The 16,815-nt window shown below is 47.0% G+C and carries 14 protein-coding genes and 1 riboswitch; of the genes, 8 read left to right on the plus strand and 6 right to left on the minus strand.

Annotated elements, in window-relative coordinates; translation table 11 throughout:
- Nucleotides 1-108: 108 nt before the first annotated feature.
- The 3 genes from HP552_RS09710 to HP552_RS09725 form a co-directional block, all read right to left on the minus strand.
- Nucleotides 109-747 carry a class D sortase gene (locus HP552_RS09710; protein WP_175395313.1) on the minus strand — a complete coding sequence of 213 codons (639 nt, stop codon included), beginning with the start codon at nt 745-747 and terminating at the stop codon, nt 109-111.
- 173 nt (nt 748-920) lie between these two features.
- Entirely contained in the window at nt 921-2,390 is a 1,470-nt protein-coding gene (locus tag HP552_RS09715; RefSeq protein WP_175395314.1) for an amino acid permease, read from the minus strand.
- Between the two features lie 115 nt (nt 2,391-2,505).
- Nucleotides 2,506-2,725: riboswitch (Lysine riboswitch) on the minus strand.
- Nucleotides 2,726-2,870: 145 nt separating this feature from the next.
- Nucleotides 2,871-4,013: a virulence factor gene (locus tag HP552_RS09725; protein WP_175395316.1), complete on the minus strand. Its 1,143-nt coding sequence runs from the start codon at nt 4,011-4,013 to the stop codon at nt 2,871-2,873.
- A gap of 224 nt (nt 4,014-4,237) precedes the next feature.
- Here HP552_RS09725 and HP552_RS09730 point away from each other — a divergent pair, with 224 nt between their 5' ends.
- A complete protein-coding gene (locus HP552_RS09730) occupies nt 4,238-4,702 on the plus strand; it encodes a hypothetical protein (RefSeq protein ID WP_175395317.1) in 465 nt (154 codons plus the stop codon).
- A 15-nt stretch (nt 4,703-4,717) separates the two neighbouring features.
- Here HP552_RS09730 and HP552_RS09735 read toward each other — a convergent pair whose 3' ends face one another.
- Nucleotides 4,718-5,416 (minus strand): response regulator transcription factor, encoded by a 699-nt coding sequence (locus HP552_RS09735; RefSeq protein WP_175395318.1) that lies wholly within the window; start codon nt 5,414-5,416, stop codon nt 4,718-4,720.
- 341 nt (nt 5,417-5,757) lie between these two features.
- Between HP552_RS09735 and HP552_RS09740 the strand changes: the two genes are divergently transcribed.
- From HP552_RS09740 to HP552_RS09765, 6 genes are all read left to right on the plus strand, one after another.
- Nucleotides 5,758-8,604 (plus strand): ATP-binding protein, encoded by a 2,847-nt coding sequence (locus tag HP552_RS09740; protein ID WP_175395319.1) that lies wholly within the window; start codon nt 5,758-5,760, stop codon nt 8,602-8,604.
- Between the two features lie 332 nt (nt 8,605-8,936).
- Nucleotides 8,937-10,283, plus strand: coding sequence for a cytochrome ubiquinol oxidase subunit I (locus HP552_RS09745; RefSeq protein WP_175395320.1), 1,347 nt, complete (start codon nt 8,937-8,939; stop codon nt 10,281-10,283).
- A complete protein-coding gene (locus tag HP552_RS09750; RefSeq protein ID WP_175395321.1) occupies nt 10,280-11,314 on the plus strand; it encodes a cytochrome d ubiquinol oxidase subunit II in 1,035 nt (344 codons plus the stop codon). The genes HP552_RS09745 and HP552_RS09750 overlap by 4 nt, the downstream gene beginning before the upstream one ends.
- Before the next feature lie 5 nt (nt 11,315-11,319).
- Nucleotides 11,320-11,472 carry a cytochrome bd oxidase small subunit CydS family protein gene (cydS, locus tag HP552_RS09755; RefSeq protein WP_175395219.1) on the plus strand — a complete coding sequence of 51 codons (153 nt, stop codon included), beginning with the start codon at nt 11,320-11,322 and terminating at the stop codon, nt 11,470-11,472.
- 67 nt (nt 11,473-11,539) lie between these two features.
- Nucleotides 11,540-12,583 carry an MBL fold metallo-hydrolase gene (locus tag HP552_RS09760; protein WP_175395322.1) on the plus strand — a complete coding sequence of 348 codons (1,044 nt, stop codon included), beginning with the start codon at nt 11,540-11,542 and terminating at the stop codon, nt 12,581-12,583.
- 206 nt (nt 12,584-12,789) lie between these two features.
- A complete protein-coding gene (locus tag HP552_RS09765) occupies nt 12,790-14,415 on the plus strand; it encodes an ABC-F family ATP-binding cassette domain-containing protein (RefSeq protein ID WP_175395323.1) in 1,626 nt (541 codons plus the stop codon).
- A gap of 104 nt (nt 14,416-14,519) precedes the next feature.
- Here HP552_RS09765 and HP552_RS09770 read toward each other — a convergent pair whose 3' ends face one another.
- Nucleotides 14,520-14,708 (minus strand): hypothetical protein, encoded by a 189-nt coding sequence (locus tag HP552_RS09770; RefSeq protein ID WP_095292429.1) that lies wholly within the window; start codon nt 14,706-14,708, stop codon nt 14,520-14,522.
- Between the two features lie 291 nt (nt 14,709-14,999).
- Between HP552_RS09770 and HP552_RS09775 the strand changes: the two genes are divergently transcribed.
- On the plus strand, nt 15,000-15,887 hold the full coding sequence (locus HP552_RS09775) for a cation diffusion facilitator family transporter (protein WP_175395324.1): 888 nt from the start codon (nt 15,000-15,002) through the stop codon (nt 15,885-15,887).
- A gap of 95 nt (nt 15,888-15,982) precedes the next feature.
- Here HP552_RS09775 and HP552_RS09780 read toward each other — a convergent pair whose 3' ends face one another.
- Nucleotides 15,983-16,447 carry a hypothetical protein gene (locus HP552_RS09780; RefSeq protein WP_175395325.1) on the minus strand — a complete coding sequence of 155 codons (465 nt, stop codon included), beginning with the start codon at nt 16,445-16,447 and terminating at the stop codon, nt 15,983-15,985.
- Nucleotides 16,448-16,815 lie beyond the last annotated feature (368 nt).

Below are 16,815 nucleotides of genomic sequence, written 5' to 3' on the forward strand. Positions count from 1 at the left end.
TATACCGCGTATCTTTAGTTGCATGACTACAAAAACACCCCTGTGTATATGCTTGGAGGATTAAATTCCTCCAAGCATGCACCAGGGGTGTTTAATTATGAAGTGGATCTACGAAAGATCTCGATCACGAGCATCCGTGGTATCGGCAACGGCTCGGACGATTAGCCGATGTGTCGGGTTTATCAATGGATCACAAGTGATTAGGGTCAGCACCTGTCCCAAATGTGGATCCTCAAGCACAGACAGATCCGTAGGCTCCACAACGGAAATTCGATCGATGTTGTATCGGATTTGAGTTTGATCCGCTAATGTAACATCAATCTGGTCGCCAATCTCCAGTTCTCCGAGCCGATTGAACAGGCGTCCTTTTTTATGAGCACGGTGGGCTGCTATTGCTGCATTTCCTTCACTGCCAATCGGAGCTGTTTCCACCAGATGGGTTGCTGATACCTTCATGTTGGCTTCCGTGGCATCCTCAAGGATGGGCAGCTGGACATCAATCTTGTCTATGACGATGACGCCTAGCGCGCCTGAGTCTACATTCGGTATACGTTCTTCCTCGATGGCTGGATCGGGGGATCTGGTATCGCTCATGGCTTGTTCAAATGAGTAATTAAGTTTGGATAAGTCGGATTGGAGGTTGTTCATGACTCTGTCCTGCTGCCAGTCATAAAACTTTTCCTGTAGAGATGGAAATAGAATGACAAATATCCCCAAAAGAATGAGAAGGGAATAATATTTTTTCATGCGCATAGGCCCCTTTTATGAATGAAATGTACTGAGGTACTATCTTACCTGAGCGACATATACAAAACCTGAACAAGACAGACAGACAAAAAAACAGGCAGCCTCTTCTCCACTTCGGGAGAGAATGCTGCCTGTACGTTTTGCTTCCATATATTCATGCAGATTGATAAAAACTATTCGGCAGAAGTTGTGAAGTCACATTCCTGCAGTGGAACCACCTTGGTTTTTTTGATCCATTTATAACCCAACCAGAGGATCAGGAATAAAGGTACACTCAGGTAAGCTACGAGAGCTCCGCTCCAATCAATTTGGTCACCCGTAAACGCCTGATAGTTCTGGCCGATGATGACGACAATACAGAGCACAAAGGCGAAAATCGGTCCGAATGGGAACCAACGTGCGCGATAGGGCAGATCTTTCAAATCCCTGCCTTGAGCAACGTAAGCACGACGGAAGCGATAGTGGCTAATTGCTATCCCGAGCCAAGTAATAAACCCGCACATGCCTGATGCATTCAGCAGCCAGGTATACACAATACCATCGCCGAACAGGGAGGCGAGAAACGCCAGCATGCCAACAGCTGTGGTTACAAGCAGGGCATTCATCGGAATCCCTTTTTTATTCAGTCGTCCAAGGAAACGCGGTGCCTTGCCATCACGGGCAAGAGCATAGAGGACCCGGCTTGAGGCGTACATGCCGGAGTTCCCGGCAGACAGCACAGAGGTCAGAATGACAGCATTCATGACTGAAGCTGCAATGGCGAGCCCGGCTTTTTCAAATACGAGCGTAAACGGACTGACACCGATGTTTTCCAGATCACCCTTCAGCAGGTTTGGATGAGTATACGGAATGATCAAACTGATTACGGTGATCGCCAAAATGTAGAAGATCAGGATCCGCCAGAATACCTGCCGAATGGCACGAGGTACATTCTCACGCGGATTTTCACTCTCGCCGGCTGCTACACCAATCAGCTCGGTTCCCTGGAACGAGAACCCGGCAGCCATGAATACACCAAGCACAGCGAAGAATCCGCCATGGATCGGTGCATCGCCTACAGTAAAGTTGCTGAATCCGACTGCTTCTCCGCCCAGGATACCGAAGATCATAAGCACACCCACGGTAAGGAAGATAATGACGGTAGCAACCTTGATAATGGCGAACCAGTACTCGGACTCTCCATAACCTTTAACGGATAATACATTTAGAGCAAAGATTAAGACAAGAAACAGCAGGCTCCATAACATGGATGAGCTGTCAGGGAACCAATATTTGATGAGTACCGTAGCCGCGGCCAGTTCGGCAGCAATGGTAACCGCCCAGTTGTACCAGAAATTCCAGCCCATGGCGAAGCCAAGTGCAGGATCAACGAAACGCGCAGCATACGTATTGAACGAACCGGAGTCAGGCATGAAAGTAGCCAGTTCTCCAAGGCTTGTCATCAGAAAATAAACCATGATGCCTACGGCCGCATACGCAATCAGTGCACCACCCGGACCGGCTGTGGAGATGGCGGTGCCGCTTGCGAGGAACAATCCTGTACCGATGGAGCCACCGAGGGCGATCATCGTCATATGCCGTGCACGCAATCCTTTTTTCAGGGAACCGTCTGTTGTTATTGTTTGTTTGTTGCGGTCTTGCAATGAAAACACTCCTTCACTCAGCGTACTGATGATATGGATCAATGAGGCTACACACAAAAGACCGCAGGCTTCAGCCCGCGGTCTTTATATCCATTGTCCGCACCTGTCCCAGATGTTATAAGATAGCTCAACACAGAAGAATTCATACCACCCAAGCTGGCTGGTTTGGATCTCTGTGACAGTTCTGTACCTTTCGGCAGCAGCCCCAACCGTACTGGACAACGTAAGGAACCGTCCAGCAGGCTTCGGCGGGTGCACCTTTCGGCTGATCTCATGAGCGGCTCCTTAGCGCCTCCTTCAGCTTACTGATCGCACCCGCGACCTCTACCTCATCATCGTGGATGAGGTGTATCTATTGTCTATGAAATTATTGAATAGCAGAACGTTACATGCCATGTTCTGTTGCTCAAACAGACATTCAGTATACCTTTCCTGTCTTCATCATGCAATAACAAAAGTTGGATGTTCCCCGAATGGGGATTATTCCGTCTTTTTGTTGCGTCCAGCCATTTGCTGCCACACCGTACCAGCAGCCTGTTCGCCGGATTCAATTCGCTCGAGTGCCATCTTGGCCTGGAGGCTGACCTCAAACTCGGGGTCATCGGCTGCCTTCCGCAGAGCCTGTTCCGCTTCTTCGGTTCCCACTTCGTATAAGAAACGCGCTGCACGCCAGCGTACCAGTTTGCTGCTGTCGGTAAGTGTTGCTGTCATCGCCGCGGTTGCAGCCGGGTCGCCGATGTCGGACAATGTATCTCCAGCGGTACGACGTACGGCGGGGGAGCTGTCCTTAAGTGCTTCATACAGTAATTCCATGGCTTCCGGCGTACGAATGTCACCAAGATAAACAACGGCCAACCGGCGTATTTGCATCTTGCTGTCATGGAGGGCACGAGCCACAAGTGGCAGGCGTTCTTCCGTGGGTTCCATGCCGTCAAAGGCCGCGTAACGCACGTTCCAATCCTCACTGCTCAGCGCTTCTTCCAGTTCGGCACCTTCCAGCTGACGACGCCGTTCCACAAACTCTTCCGCTTTGGTACCATGCGCAATAGCCTGTTCGATGACTTGCTTCAGACGCTCCGGCGGGTAAGCGGCTTCCAGTTCCTGCTCAACCTCGCGGGCAATATCCGGCAGTTCACCATAACGCACACCATAATCGCTTAATTTGCGTTCCTTGATCAGGGTTGCGCTGGCGACTTCGGTAACAGCTTTAACGAATCGATCGGATAGGGAGATCCGTTCCTCTTTGGCACCGGCCTTGACCCGAATCTGCATGGGTACACCACGGAAAAACTGAACGAACACCTGTGCTTCACCAAAGTGCTCGCCTGATGCGTCTTCGGATTCAATCCAGTCCAGGTCAATTCCTTGTTGTCCCAGACGGCTCTGAACTTCTCCCAGAATGACAGACCAGTCTGCATTACCCTTGCGGTCCAGCGCAACGAAGTCTGTGGTATGAAATACACTTTTAACGCCAGGAATATGTAGCATCTGGCGGATAAATGCTGGAGCAGACCGTTCATTGTCCAGCGTGTATGTTTTGCGGATCCCGTCCTCCAGACGTTCATCGAGGTGAAGCATCATTGTGTTGGGACTGGGCGTTGGTTCAATTGAAATAATATTCATCGGTTCATAACCTCCTGTACCGGATTCTACATTAAAGTTCCCGTGATAGAACGGGTATACTCCTATTTTACATGAATGGGCGCAAACTGCGAAATGGTTGATGAACCTTACATAGTTGTGTGAGAAGTACTAAGATTGTTAACACTTCTTTCATGTTCACTCACAAACATTTTTAAATGAAGATTGGCACAATAAATAGAATGAATCAACTGGAGGTAACAGCTATGGAACGTATAACCGTACTTTCGGACGGAAACCGCGGTATTGCTTATGAGAATATTATTGAAATGTTCAATCAATGGATAGTGGAAGGGCAGGAAATATCCATTCGGGACAAAGAACAAAACGAGAAGAAGCGCCCGATAGCCACTTGGGAAAAATCACGTTACTGTATTATCGATTACATGGATGCCAGCCAAGCGATCTCTGCATCCAATGCAATCCGGGCCTTTTTGCCGCAGATTCCTCTGCTGGTCATTACGGATTTTCAATCGTTAATTCGCAGACAGCATTTGCAGCAGGTCACGGGTAACGGCGTTATCAAAATGATTCTGTGGAATCAACGTGAACCACATCAACTCATGTTGGACATGCAGGAGTGGTTGCACTCCACGCTACAGAATCATGAAGAGGCCATGCCCTCCGCCGTGTCGATTCAAAAATTCACACGGAGAGGGCATGGCCATTAGATAGGCTTATTTAGATCACATCACATACTTATAGCCTGTCCCCCAAACAGTTTTGATATAGCGGGGATTTTTGGGATCAGGTTCAATTTTTTTTCGCAAACTGGAGATGTGTACATCAATGGTACGATCCAAATAGGCTCGCTCCGAACCTTTGATTCGGTCCATGAGTTCATTACGGGTAAATACTTTCCCTGGATTCCTGTACAATTCCTTCATAATCTCAAATTCAATATGAGTGACCTCGATCTCCACTCCATTCACAAAAAGGGTTCGTCTATATTCATTTACACTCACATGCCCCGTATCTTCGGACGGCTTATCCTCTTTTGCCGGTTTATCGGGATAGGAGATGGCGGATCTGCGCAGCAGTGCCTTGATTCGTGCGTCGAGCTCCTTCAGACTAAAAGGCTTACACAAGAAGTCGTCAGCGCCATTGTGCAATGCTCTGAGCCGGTCATTCAGCATCGTACTGGCAGAAATCATGAGAATGGGTACAGTGGAATGCTGGCGAAATGCATCTACCAGATCATTTCCATCCATTTCGGGCAGCATCAGGTCAGTGACAACAATATCCGGTTGGAACCGTGGGAAAAGTTGAAGTGCCTCACGGGCATGATGAACCCGTTCTGTTATGTATCCTTCCTCCTCAAGAAAGAAAGCAATCATGTCAGCCAGATTTTTCTCATCTTCTATAAGAAGTACTTTGATAGACATAGAGGTCACACTCCTGGTGAAAAGAATTTGTTAAGAAATTACTAAAAAAACGCTGTGTTTTGTGTAGAAATACCACAAATTTTTTAATGTTTATATTCCAAAATATAGGTTGTATATGTAGGGGAGTACAAACTCGAGCAGAACTTCAGTATTTTACCATAGCTGTGTCTATTTTGCCGATAAATCAAATTTTGCCAACGAAAAAACCTTGTGATAATTACAGTATAATGTATCTGGGGGAAATGAGGAAAGAAAAGTAGGCAGAACGGCTCTAGCTTATAGGAGGAACCAACGTTGTTGTTAAACTGGGAGAAAGAAACGAACCAAGAGGACTTCAGCCCATGCTTAAGTTAAAGGCAGCCCAAATGCTGGGATGGGTGATAGAAAAGCTTCGGATTGCATGGATCGGTACCGTGATCCTGATTGTGCTTGGAACGCTAGGGAGCATCTATCCACTAACGTTGTTTTATGGCGTCCAATTGATGTTTGGCAGTGCAGCTGCACTTGTTGCCCTGCGTTTGCATGGCGGCATCTATGGATTTATTACCGTGACTGCAATCAGTGGACTACACCTGTTGTATACAGGGCCAACTTCACATAGTTTATATATGATTTGTGCTCATTTCATTGAATTGATCTGGATGCTGGGATGGCAGATCCGCTGGAAAAACGGAAGTATCATGAAGGCGAATGCTGTATTCTGGGTCGTTATGTTATTGCCTGTGTTAGGTTATGGGCACTTCATCCTAAACGTAAATTTGGACGATGTAAAGTATGCATATATGCATATCGCTGTAATCAGCATGGTTAACGCGTTGATCGCTGGATTAGTGGTAGACTTCTGGATTACCAATGGCGAGTCGCAATCGAAGAGGACAGGCACGATCCCTCTGAGCAGAATTGCTTTTAAATACGTAGTTGTTTTTGTTGTGGTTGTATCTCTTTTTCTTTTATCTGCGGACAGCCGCAGACAGTTAAATCAAATTAACGAGAATATTGTATTTAATTTGGAGCATGCTTCGAATGCAGTGATTCAGGATTTGGACGAGCGATATTTAACGATTCAGAATATGCAGCAGAGCATGGTGCGTTATCATCATCTTTTAGATGTGAATGTGATTATTCTGGATATCCATAATCGGGTGATTGCCTCCGGACTGGATAGCTTACAGATTGGCGAATATCTGAATACGGGCAATTATCGTTATTTAAGGGAAGGGCAATCCTCCATTATCTTTCGTCCAGGAGATGCTTATTACAGTGATGCGCTCACCTACTGGAAACATGCTTCATTTATCTATAAGGCGGATATGTCTTCGGGCTTACCCTATAGTGTCTTTGTGGAGACTAGTTCGGCCAATTATTATCCCCGGATTGAATCCATCTATCTTACAACACTTCAAAGCCTGTTTCTCATTTTTGTAACTTCCATGGTTGTGGCCGCTCCTTTGAGCAAAAAGGTTGTAAGTCCTCTGATCAGACTCACCCGGATGACAGGTTTACTCCCGAGGCTGTTATTTCGAAACGGCAAGATGGATTGGCCAACAAGTCATGTCACCGAGGTTCAAATTCTGATCGGCAATCTGCGTAAAATGGCAGATGTTCTTCTGGAGCAATTCGAGCAGATTCGTCAGGATAAGTTGACGCTGGAAGACAGGGTTCGTGCACGGACCAAGGAATTGAAAAATAGCGAGGAGATCAAACGGGCCATCATCGATTCATCGATTGATGCCATTATTGCTGTGGATTCCAACGGGTTGATCATTGAGTTCAATCCCGAAGCCGAAAGGATGTTTGGATTGAAACGGGAAGAGGTCATCCTTGAGACTGATGCACCATCCCTTTTTCAGGGAGCGAGTTGTATGGAAATCAAAAAAATGCTGGAAAGATTCGAATATATTCAAGGCAAGCGGCATGCAAACGTCGAGGAGATTTCAGGCATACGCAGAGATGGTTCTGTATTTCCCATTGAATACAAAATTGTGGAAATTCAACTGGGTAACAATGAAAAGCTGTATAACCTCTTCATCAAGGATATTACCGATAAGACAAGAGCAGAAGAAGAACGTGTGCGCCATGCGCTTGCGCTGGAGAGACTGAATACAGAGCTGTTTAATGAGAAAATCGCCATTCAGGAACAGCGTGATATTAGTGAACACTTTATTGAGTCGGTCCGGGAAGGGCTTGTCATGTCAGATCGCTCCGGTACCATCACCATCGTTAATCGAAGGATAGAAAAGATGTTCGGCCTCGGCAACTTCCTGGGCAGATCCATTGAAGAATTTGCCCAAGCCATTGATCAGGTTGTCTTAACGGATGATTTCAATCTGGTGGAGCAAACGAAGGCATTTTTACATGGGGAACGTTCCTTCGTGGAGACTGAATTTATATTTAATAATATGGAGAAAAGTGTGTTCTCCCTCTATATCAAGCAAGTGGATGTACCTGGCAAAAACCATGGGTTCCTGCTTGTATTCCGTGACCGTACGGAAGAAGAACGTCTGAACCGGATGAAAAACGAGTTGATCAGTGTGGTGTCCCATGAGCTGCGGACGCCCGTAGCCACCATCATGGGTTATGTGGAATTAATGATGATGTATGATTTACCCGCTTCACAGCGTCAGGAATTCATGGAAACCATCTCGTCGGAGGGCAGCCGGCTGAGCAGCCTGCTTGATGACGTACTGGATATCCAGCGTCTGGACAACGATGGTATGACTTATCATATGACCTATGTACCTCTGCTCGAATTGATTGAGGGGGTTGCCGAGCAATGGAATATCAAATCGGTTCAGCGCATTTATGTGCATGCCTTTAACGGTGACTTCTTTGCGTATGCGGACCAGAACCGGATGGTTCAGGTCCTTCATAACCTGGTTGGCAATGCAGTCAAATATTCGCCTGGAACAGACCGGATTGACATCACCCTGTGGGAAGAAGACGAATGGATATGCATCGATGTGCGTGATTACGGAATAGGCATACCGGAGAACGTGCAGGACATGCTGTTTACCAAGTTTTATCGTGTTGATAACTCGGACCACAGGCAGATCGGGGGAACCGGACTTGGACTGTATATCTCACGTAAAATTGTGGAAGACCATCATGGAACGCTTACGTTTTTATCTGCATCTGACAAAGGAAGTACATTCAAGATTCGATTGCCAAAGCAGGAGGATCTTCTGTAGGCAAAATGTCAGATCCTCAAGCCTTTATTTTTCAGTGAACGATATGCTGAAGGATAAGGGCTTTTTTGTTTTTAAATTTTCAGGATAAAAAAACATGATCTTTTGCAAACTGTCTATAGAGCCATAATTTGCATTCGTTTCAAAAGGAGGATGGCAGGTATATGTTTCGCAAACAGGAGAAAACGCTCATTATTGTCTGCCTGGTCGCAGCAGTTGTCGTACTGTATGCCGTTGTGAAGAGTATCATCCGTATCATGAGTTATTAAGATTTCGGACAAACGAGTGCAAGAGAACTGTACATAAAGACTAATGTTGAAGAGGAGTTGTCACCCATGTCATCGCTGGACCCTGTTCTGCTCAGCCGGATTTTGACTGGCCTTACCTTGGCTGTGCACATTATATTTGCCTCAATCGGCGTAGGCGTTCCGCTAATGATTGCGCTAGCCGAGTGGCGGGGGTTACGAACAAACGATATCCACTACACCTTGCTGGCACGCAGATGGGCGCGGGGGTTTGTGATTACCGTTGCCGTGGGTGTTGTAACCGGAACCTCCATCGGTCTGCAGCTTAGTTTGCTTTGGCCGATGTTCATGCGGGTAGCGGGCCAGGCCATTGCCCTGCCGCTGTTTATGGAGACGTTCGCCTTTTTTGTGGAGGCGATTTTTCTGGGGATTTATCTGTATACATGGGATCGGTTCAAGAAGAAATATACACATATGCTGCTGCTTATTCCGGTAGCACTGGGATCATCGGCTTCGGCAATATTTATCACAACGGTGAATTCCTTCATGAACCAGCCTCAAGGGTTTACGTTAATCAATGGCATCATGAAGGACATTCATCCGATTGCAGCCATGCTCAATCCCGCCACACCAACCAAGGTTTCTCACGTGCTGGGATCCTCGTATACGCTGAGTGCGGGTGTCCTTGCAGGCATCGCGGCGTTCAGTCTGCTTCGTGGCCGCGACCATGTCTATTACAAAAAGGCACTTAAACTGACCACGGTGTGTGCACTTGTATTTGCCGTCAGCACGGTCATGCTCGGAGATTCCTCGGGTAAGTTTTTGGCCAAATACCAGCCGGAGAAGCTGGCGGCAGCCGAATGGCATTTCAAGACCATGAAAGAGGCTCCACTCGTCTATGGGGGAATTCTGGACGAGAATAATGAGGTGAAATATGCGATTGAGATTCCCTATGCGCTCAGCATTTTGGCAGGGAATCGACTGGACACCGAAGTAAAAGGGCTGGAAGAATACCCCGCTGATCTGCGGCCGCCGCTGTCCATTCATTACATGTTCGATCTGAAGGTAACGACAGGGGTGATCATCCTGCTGATTCCTGTCCTGTATGTGTTCCGCCGCTGGCTTCCTGGAAGAAAGCCGTATCCGAAGTGGCTTCTGCTCGGTATCGTTTTCTTAGGTCCGCTGGCCATGGTTGCCATAGAGCTTGGCTGGATGTTTGCCGAGGTGGGCAGACAGCCTTGGATTCTGCGGGGGTATATGAAAGTGTCGGAAGCTGCAACGACCTCTACATCTGTAGGCTGGATGCTGGTTCTGTTCATTCTGCTCTACCTGGTCCTTTGTTTTTCGGCTATCCGGGTACTCAGCAAGCTGTTTCGTAACAAGGAAGCAGAGAAAGAGCTGGAGTCGCTTGGCCTGGAAGGAGGGATCGTCCATTGAGCTTTGAAATTGCAGGCATCGCGATTCTATGGACGTTTCTGTTTGGCTACCTGATTGTGGCTTCCATTGATTTTGGAGCAGGATTTTTCAGTTTCTACAGTTTGTTGACGGGACATGAGAACAAGATTCACAACATTATTCAGCGTTACCTGTCGCCCGTGTGGGAAGTCACGAATGTGTTTCTGATCTTTTTCGTAGTGGGGCTGGTGGGATTCTATCCGGATAGCGCCTTTTATTATGGAACAGCTCTGCTGGTCCCCGGCTCCCTTGCCATTGTGCTTCTGGCCATTCGGGGTGTTTATTACGCGTACAACACCTATGGGAATCATGGAAAAAACAGTCGTATCTACATGGCTTTATATGGTGCGACGGGTTTGCTGATTCCGGCTGTATTCTCCACCATTTTGGCGATATCCGAGGGCGGAATTATCGAGCAGGTCGGAGAGCAGGTGTTTTTTCGCTGGGGTGAATTCCTGACGAATCCTTACACATGGTCGGTCGTGCTGCTTGCGCTCGTAAGTGTGCTATATATTTCGGCGATGTTCCTTTCCTATTATGCCAAGAGGGCAGAAGATGAGACTGCATTTGAAGTGCTGAGGGAGTATGCGCTGCTGTGGAGCTTGCCCACGATCTTTGCCAGTTTTCTGGCTTTTTTACAAATTAACAAACAAAATCCGGTGCACTTTGAGCAGATGGTCAATATCTCGTGGATGTTTATCGCCTCGTTTATTTGTTTTGTTGTTGCGGTCTCTCTCGTATGGAAACGAAAGTATCTTGGCTGGTGCTTTATCGCCGTGATGCTGCAGTTTGCCTTCGCCTGGTATGGATACGGACGGTCACATCTGCCATACATCCTGTATCCCTACATTAATATTTATGACAGCTTCACCAACCGGACGATGGGCATTGCACTCATTACCGCATTCAGTCTCGGTCTGCTGGTGCTTATTCCATCGCTGATTCTGATTATGAAGCTGTTCCTGTTTGATGCGAATTATGTCCGTGGCCAATCGGGCAAAAAGAAAGGGTGAACCTCATGAATCTGGAAGGCACAACAGGTATTCCGGGGATAACGGGTTTGAGTTTTTTTGAGGAATTCACGATCATGTATGCTCCACCTCTGATTATCGTAGCCGCTATTGCGTTTCTGTTCGTCTATCTGGCTGTATGCAAAAACCCAAAAGATTAATCACTGCTCTTTTTTTCAAAGAGGCTTAGGATGGGTTAAGATATTAGGAAGGGAGGAGGGCCCTTTCATGCCGAAAATCCGTTATAACAATATTGATAATGTAAGTACGGACAAAACGTTGAAGGAATTCAAGCAGTGGAGGGAGCAGCGGCGGAGCAAGGTGAAGGATTATTCGTATACCGTGCCCAAGCACCCGCCCGAGTTGGATTATCTGCATGCCAACCGGGATGAGACGACCATCACCTGGATCGGTCACTCCACTTTTTTTATTCAATATTATGGACTGAACATCGTGACTGACCCCGTGTGGGCTGAAAAAATGGGATTTCAACGGAGACTGGGTCCCCCTGGTATTCCCATTCATGATATTCCACCGCTGGATGTCATCCTGATCTCCCATTCCCACTATGATCATTTACATCTGGCATCATTGCGGAAGCTGGTCACCGCCAAAACGTTGCTCATCGTACCGGATGGGCTCAAACGAAAAATGGTACGCAAAGGTTTTCATCGTTGCCATGAGATGAAGTGGTGGGAGCATATGGTTTTAGGCGGTGTCAAAATAACTTTTGTTCCTGCACAGCACTGGACTCGCCGAACGTTATTTGATACGAATACGTCCCACTGGGGTGGATATGTATTAGAGCAGAATCATGCACTGACGACTTCCGCTGAGGAGAGTGCGGCTGCAAGCGAGCAGAAGGAAGCATCCACTGGATCGCAAACAACTCAAACATCGAAGCAACCAGGGGGTCCGCCCGTGTTGTATTTTGTGGGTGATACAGGATATTTCCAGGGCTTTAAAACTATCGGAGAACGCTTTGACATTGGTGTCACTTTAATGCCAATCGGTGCCTATGACCCGGAATGGTTTATGACATCCCAGCATGTAACGCCGGAGGAAGCGCTGCAAGGATTTGTGGAGACCGGTTCACAACTCATGGTTCCGATGCATTATGGCACGTTCAAACTTGCGGACGATACACCCAAGGAAGCACTGGACCGGCTTGAAGTCGAGCGTGAACGACTTGGAATCCAAAAAGAGCGAATTCGGGTACTTGGACATGGTGAGACGCTACGTATTCGTCACGAGGATCATCAAAAGGACTAACAAAAGCGATCCAGATATGTTAGTGTAAAGATATATCCGCATGAATTTCACATTTACCAAAACTTTAACGAGTAAAAAGCGGCCAATTTTCGAATTTGCCGCTTTTTTGTGTTATAATATGGTGCCAGAATAGGCTACGGGATATTGAATCCATGATTGCTATTAATGCAGTATGCAGATTATTAAAATAAAGGATGGTATGCTTAATGATTAGTACAAGCGGCATCACGCTCCGCTACGGAAAACGTGCACTTTTTGAAGATGTGAATATCAAATTCACACCAGGCAACTGTTACGGCCTGATCGGCGCCAACGGAGCCGGCAAATCAACATTTTTGAAAATTTTGTCCGGTGAAATTGAAGCAAACTCGGGAGAGGTGCACATCACCCCGGGCGAACGTATGGCCGTTTTGAAGCAAAACCACTTTGAATATGATGAGTACCCTGTTCTCGAAACCGTAATTATGGGTCACAGCCGTCTCTACTCCATCATGAAAGAGAAGGATGCGCTGTATGCCAAAGCAGACTTTACAGAAGAAGATGGTCTGCGCGCAGGTGAGCTTGAAGGTGAATTTGCCGAGTTGAATGGCTGGGATGCTGAGCCGGATGCAGCCGCACTCCTGATCGGTCTGGGTATCGATCGTGACATGCATGAGAAGAAGATGACAGAACTGAGCGGTAATGAGAAAGTTCGTGTTTTGCTGGCACAGGCATTGTTTGGCCGTCCAAACAACCTGCTGCTCGATGAGCCTACCAACCACTTGGATCTCGAATCCATTCAATGGCTTGAGAACTTCTTGATGGATTATGAAGGTACTGTAATTGTCGTATCCCATGACCGTCACTTCCTGAACAAAGTATGTACTCACATTGCGGATATCGACTTTGGTAAAATCCAGCTGTATGTAGGTAACTATGACTTCTGGTACGAATCCAGCCAATTGGCACTTGCTTTGCAGCGTGATGCCAACAAGAAGAAAGAAGAGAAGATTAAAGAACTGCAAGCCTTTATTCAACGCTTCTCGGCGAATGCCTCCAAGTCGAAGCAAGCGACTTCGCGTAAGAAGCAGCTCGACAAAATTACGCTGGATGATCTTCGTCCATCAAACCGTAAATATCCATTCATCAACTTCAAACCTGAACGTGAAGCGGGTAAACAATTGTTAACCGTGGATCGTATCAGCAAATCGATTGATGGTGTCAACATGCTGAATGATGTCAGCTTTGTGGTAAACAAAGGGGATAAAATTGCATTCGTTGGACCTAATGGTAATGCTAAATCGCTGTTGTTTGACATCCTTATGGGTGAAACGGAAGCGGATAGCGGTGAATATACTTGGGGTGTAACGACATCACAGGCTTATTTCCCGAAAGACAACTCGAAATACTTCGACGGTGTAGAGATGACTTTGGTCGATTGGCTGCGCCAATACTCCAAAGATCAGGACGAAACGTATCTTCGTGGCTTCCTGGGTCGTATGCTCTTCTCAGGCGAGGAATCCCTGAAAAAGGCTAGTGTGCTCTCCGGGGGAGAAAAAGTCCGCTGTATGCTGGCGAAAATGATGCAAACAGGTGCCAATGCCCTGATTCTGGATGAGCCAACGAACCACTTGGATCTCGAATCCATTACCGCGCTGAACAATGGTATGATTGATTTTGACGGCACCATGCTGTTCACTTCCCATGACCATCAGTTCATCCAAACGATTGCAAACCGGATTATCGAAATTACGCCAAATGGCATTATCGATCGCCAAATGAGCTATGATGAATATCTGGAGAGTGACGAAATTAAAGAACTGCGTAACAAAATGTACCCTGTTGAAGCTTAATTAAGGCAACAACGAGCAGGTTAAAAACGCCAGTAATACAAAGAACCGCAAGCCCTGTTGAAGGAGCTTGCGGTTCTTTTTGCATAGATAGGTTCCAGGTATCTCTAGGATCCACCCGTACGGCGGCGCTGATTGTTGGGCTTTTTGTTGTTTTGACTCTTCATCGCTTTTGGTCCGCCTTCAAAATAGGCGCTGGATTGGTTACCGGAGTTCGCCTGTTGTTTCTTTTGCGCCAGCTTCTGGCGTATGGCATCCTGCAAACTGATTTTCTTCGGTTCAGTGTTTTCGCTCATCATTATTTCCCTCCCGGTCTTACAGTAAGCCGTCCGGATTGGACGGGATGTACTTATTTTATACGTTTTGCAAAAGCCCCACAAGGGCAACCTGATAATAAGCGGGGATCCTTGACTTTTTGACTGGCGCAACATTTTTTCTCTACGCCTACAGCAATGCAGCTTGGCAACTTTGTTTCAGCATCCCTACAGCCATGCAACTTGGCAACACTGTTTCTATAGACCCACACGGGTGGCATTTGGTACCATGGAAAAACCGTAATACGAAACGTAAAAGGAGTGTCGCCCGGTTTGAACGCTTATGAGGAAATACGTAAAGGGGAACGAGGGGCCTGGGTCAGTATCGCGGCCTATCTGGTATTGTCCGCCTTTAAGCTAATCTGTGGATATTTATTCGCTTCCAGCGCCTTGCTGGCAGATGGTTTTAATAACCTTACGGATATTGTTGCTTCGGTTGCTGTATTGATTGGGCTTCGGATTTCCCAGAAACCACCCGATTCAGATCATGCTTATGGCCATTTCAGAGCAGAAACGGTTGCTGCCTTAATTGCTTCCTTTATTATGGCCATGGTCGGGCTTCAGGTATTAGTCGAAGCAGTACGTTCGTGGTACGAAGGGGACTTTGCAGCTCCTAATCTATGGTCAGCAGCGGTCGCTGTAATCTGTGCAGTGGTTATGCTCGGCGTGTACCGCTATAATCATCGATTGGCATTACAGATTAACAATCAGGCCCTCATGGCAGCTGCCAAGGACAATCGTTCAGATGCCTGGGTAAGTATCGGAGCCGCAGTCGGGATTGTGGGTGCACAATTCGGAATACCGTGGTTGGACAAGGTAGCTGCGATTGCTGTCGGGCTTCTGATTTGCAAAACCGCCTGGGAAATATTCCGGGATTCCACGCATCGCTTGACGGACGGATTCGATCAGGAACAGTTAACGGATCTTAGATCATCTGTCGCCCGGGTTCCTGGTGTGGAAATGATCAAGGACGTCAAGGCCCGTGTACATGGGAGTCATGTACTCGTGGATGTAGTGATTGAAGTGGATGGCGGGCTTAGTCTGATTGAAGGTCACCAGATCTGCGATCAAGTGGAGGAACGGTTGAAGCGATCACATAATATTATGCATGTTCATGTGCACGTAGAGCCGAGAATGGATGATTTGGCAGACCATTCGTGAAATGTCTGAGAGGGCAGGTAACGTTTGTTAAAAAAAAGAGGACAGTCGCTGTGTGCGCTGTCCTCTTTACTTATGTTTAGAACGATTATACGATACTATTGAATGGCAACGTGGATCCACGCTTTGCCTTTCCAAGTGTATACTTGAACCCATTCGCCGCCATCGAAACCGTCTACAACTTCACCTGTTGTATCGATAACTTGGGCACCCAGTGCACCGATTGGTTTACCGTTAGGTGTATCGTAGAACCATGTGCGCTCCAGCAGGTTGAGCAGCATTGTAGGGACAAGAACTTCGTCACCCGGTTTTACAACAGGCTCGTCAAAGATTTTGTCTTCATCCGTTCCATAAGTTGCACCAGTAACCGTCTCCACTGTGCCTTCAACCGTTTCTACAACCGGTTTGTTCACTTCAACCGCAGGTGTAGTTTCAGCAGGTGTTGTTGCCTCCGTTCCTGTCTCTGGGGTTACTGTTCCAGTAACCGCTTCCTCAGCACCGGCAGCAGCAGCCATTGAACCCATCAAAGTCAAAGCAGCGGCAAAACTTACGATTTTTTTCATTTGTTTTTCCTCCTCGGGTTAGGTATGTAATTTGTTGTTCTGTGTTAAAAGTAACCAGGCAAGCTCACTTATGAATCAACATTTTAACAATATTTTCTTTTATTCTCCAGTGTCAACTGGAGCATATGTGGGTATAAGGAAATCTTGTGAATATCAGACTTGAGTGGGAGAAAACCGGGTTGGCTATGTAAGAAAAGTCCTGTTTGTTCATAAAGGAACTGTTTGGAGCGGAATAAGGATGGAATAGACCCGAAAGGAGTGTAATACATAATAATTAGGTGGGGGACCTTTTGGCCTGGGTCGTTTGATGCAAAAAAGGTGAGAGCATAACAAAAGCCCAACGGCTTTTGCAAGCGCGTTAGGCTTTT

This window comes from Paenibacillus xylanilyticus (genome assembly GCF_013359935.1).
Lineage (GTDB): Bacteria > Bacillota > Bacilli > Paenibacillales > Paenibacillaceae > Paenibacillus > Paenibacillus xylanilyticus.

Bases quoted from the DNA above. Each gene is read 5' to 3' on its own strand.
- HP552_RS09730 (WP_175395317.1), top strand. From the start codon at position 4,238: ATGGAACGTATAACCGTACTTTCGGACGGAAACCGCGGTATTGCTTAT.
- HP552_RS09765 (WP_175395323.1), top strand. From the start codon at position 12,790: ATGATTAGTACAAGCGGCATCACGCTCCGCTACGGAAAACGTGCACTT.
- HP552_RS09760 (WP_175395322.1), top strand. From the start codon at position 11,540: ATGCCGAAAATCCGTTATAACAATATTGATAATGTAAGTACGGACAAA.
- HP552_RS09725 (WP_175395316.1), bottom strand. From the start codon at position 4,013: ATGAATATTATTTCAATTGAACCAACGCCCAGTCCCAACACAATGATG.
- cydS (WP_175395219.1), top strand. From the start codon at position 11,320: ATGAATCTGGAAGGCACAACAGGTATTCCGGGGATAACGGGTTTGAGT.
- HP552_RS09740 (WP_175395319.1), top strand. From the start codon at position 5,758: ATGCTTAAGTTAAAGGCAGCCCAAATGCTGGGATGGGTGATAGAAAAG.
- HP552_RS09770 (WP_095292429.1), bottom strand. From the start codon at position 14,708: ATGAGCGAAAACACTGAACCGAAGAAAATCAGTTTGCAGGATGCCATA.
- HP552_RS09710 (WP_175395313.1), bottom strand. From the start codon at position 747: ATGAAAAAATATTATTCCCTTCTCATTCTTTTGGGGATATTTGTCATT.
- HP552_RS09780 (WP_175395325.1), bottom strand. From the start codon at position 16,447: ATGAAAAAAATCGTAAGTTTTGCCGCTGCTTTGACTTTGATGGGTTCA.
- HP552_RS09745 (WP_175395320.1), top strand. From the start codon at position 8,937: ATGTCATCGCTGGACCCTGTTCTGCTCAGCCGGATTTTGACTGGCCTT.
- HP552_RS09735 (WP_175395318.1), bottom strand. From the start codon at position 5,416: ATGTCTATCAAAGTACTTCTTATAGAAGATGAGAAAAATCTGGCTGAC.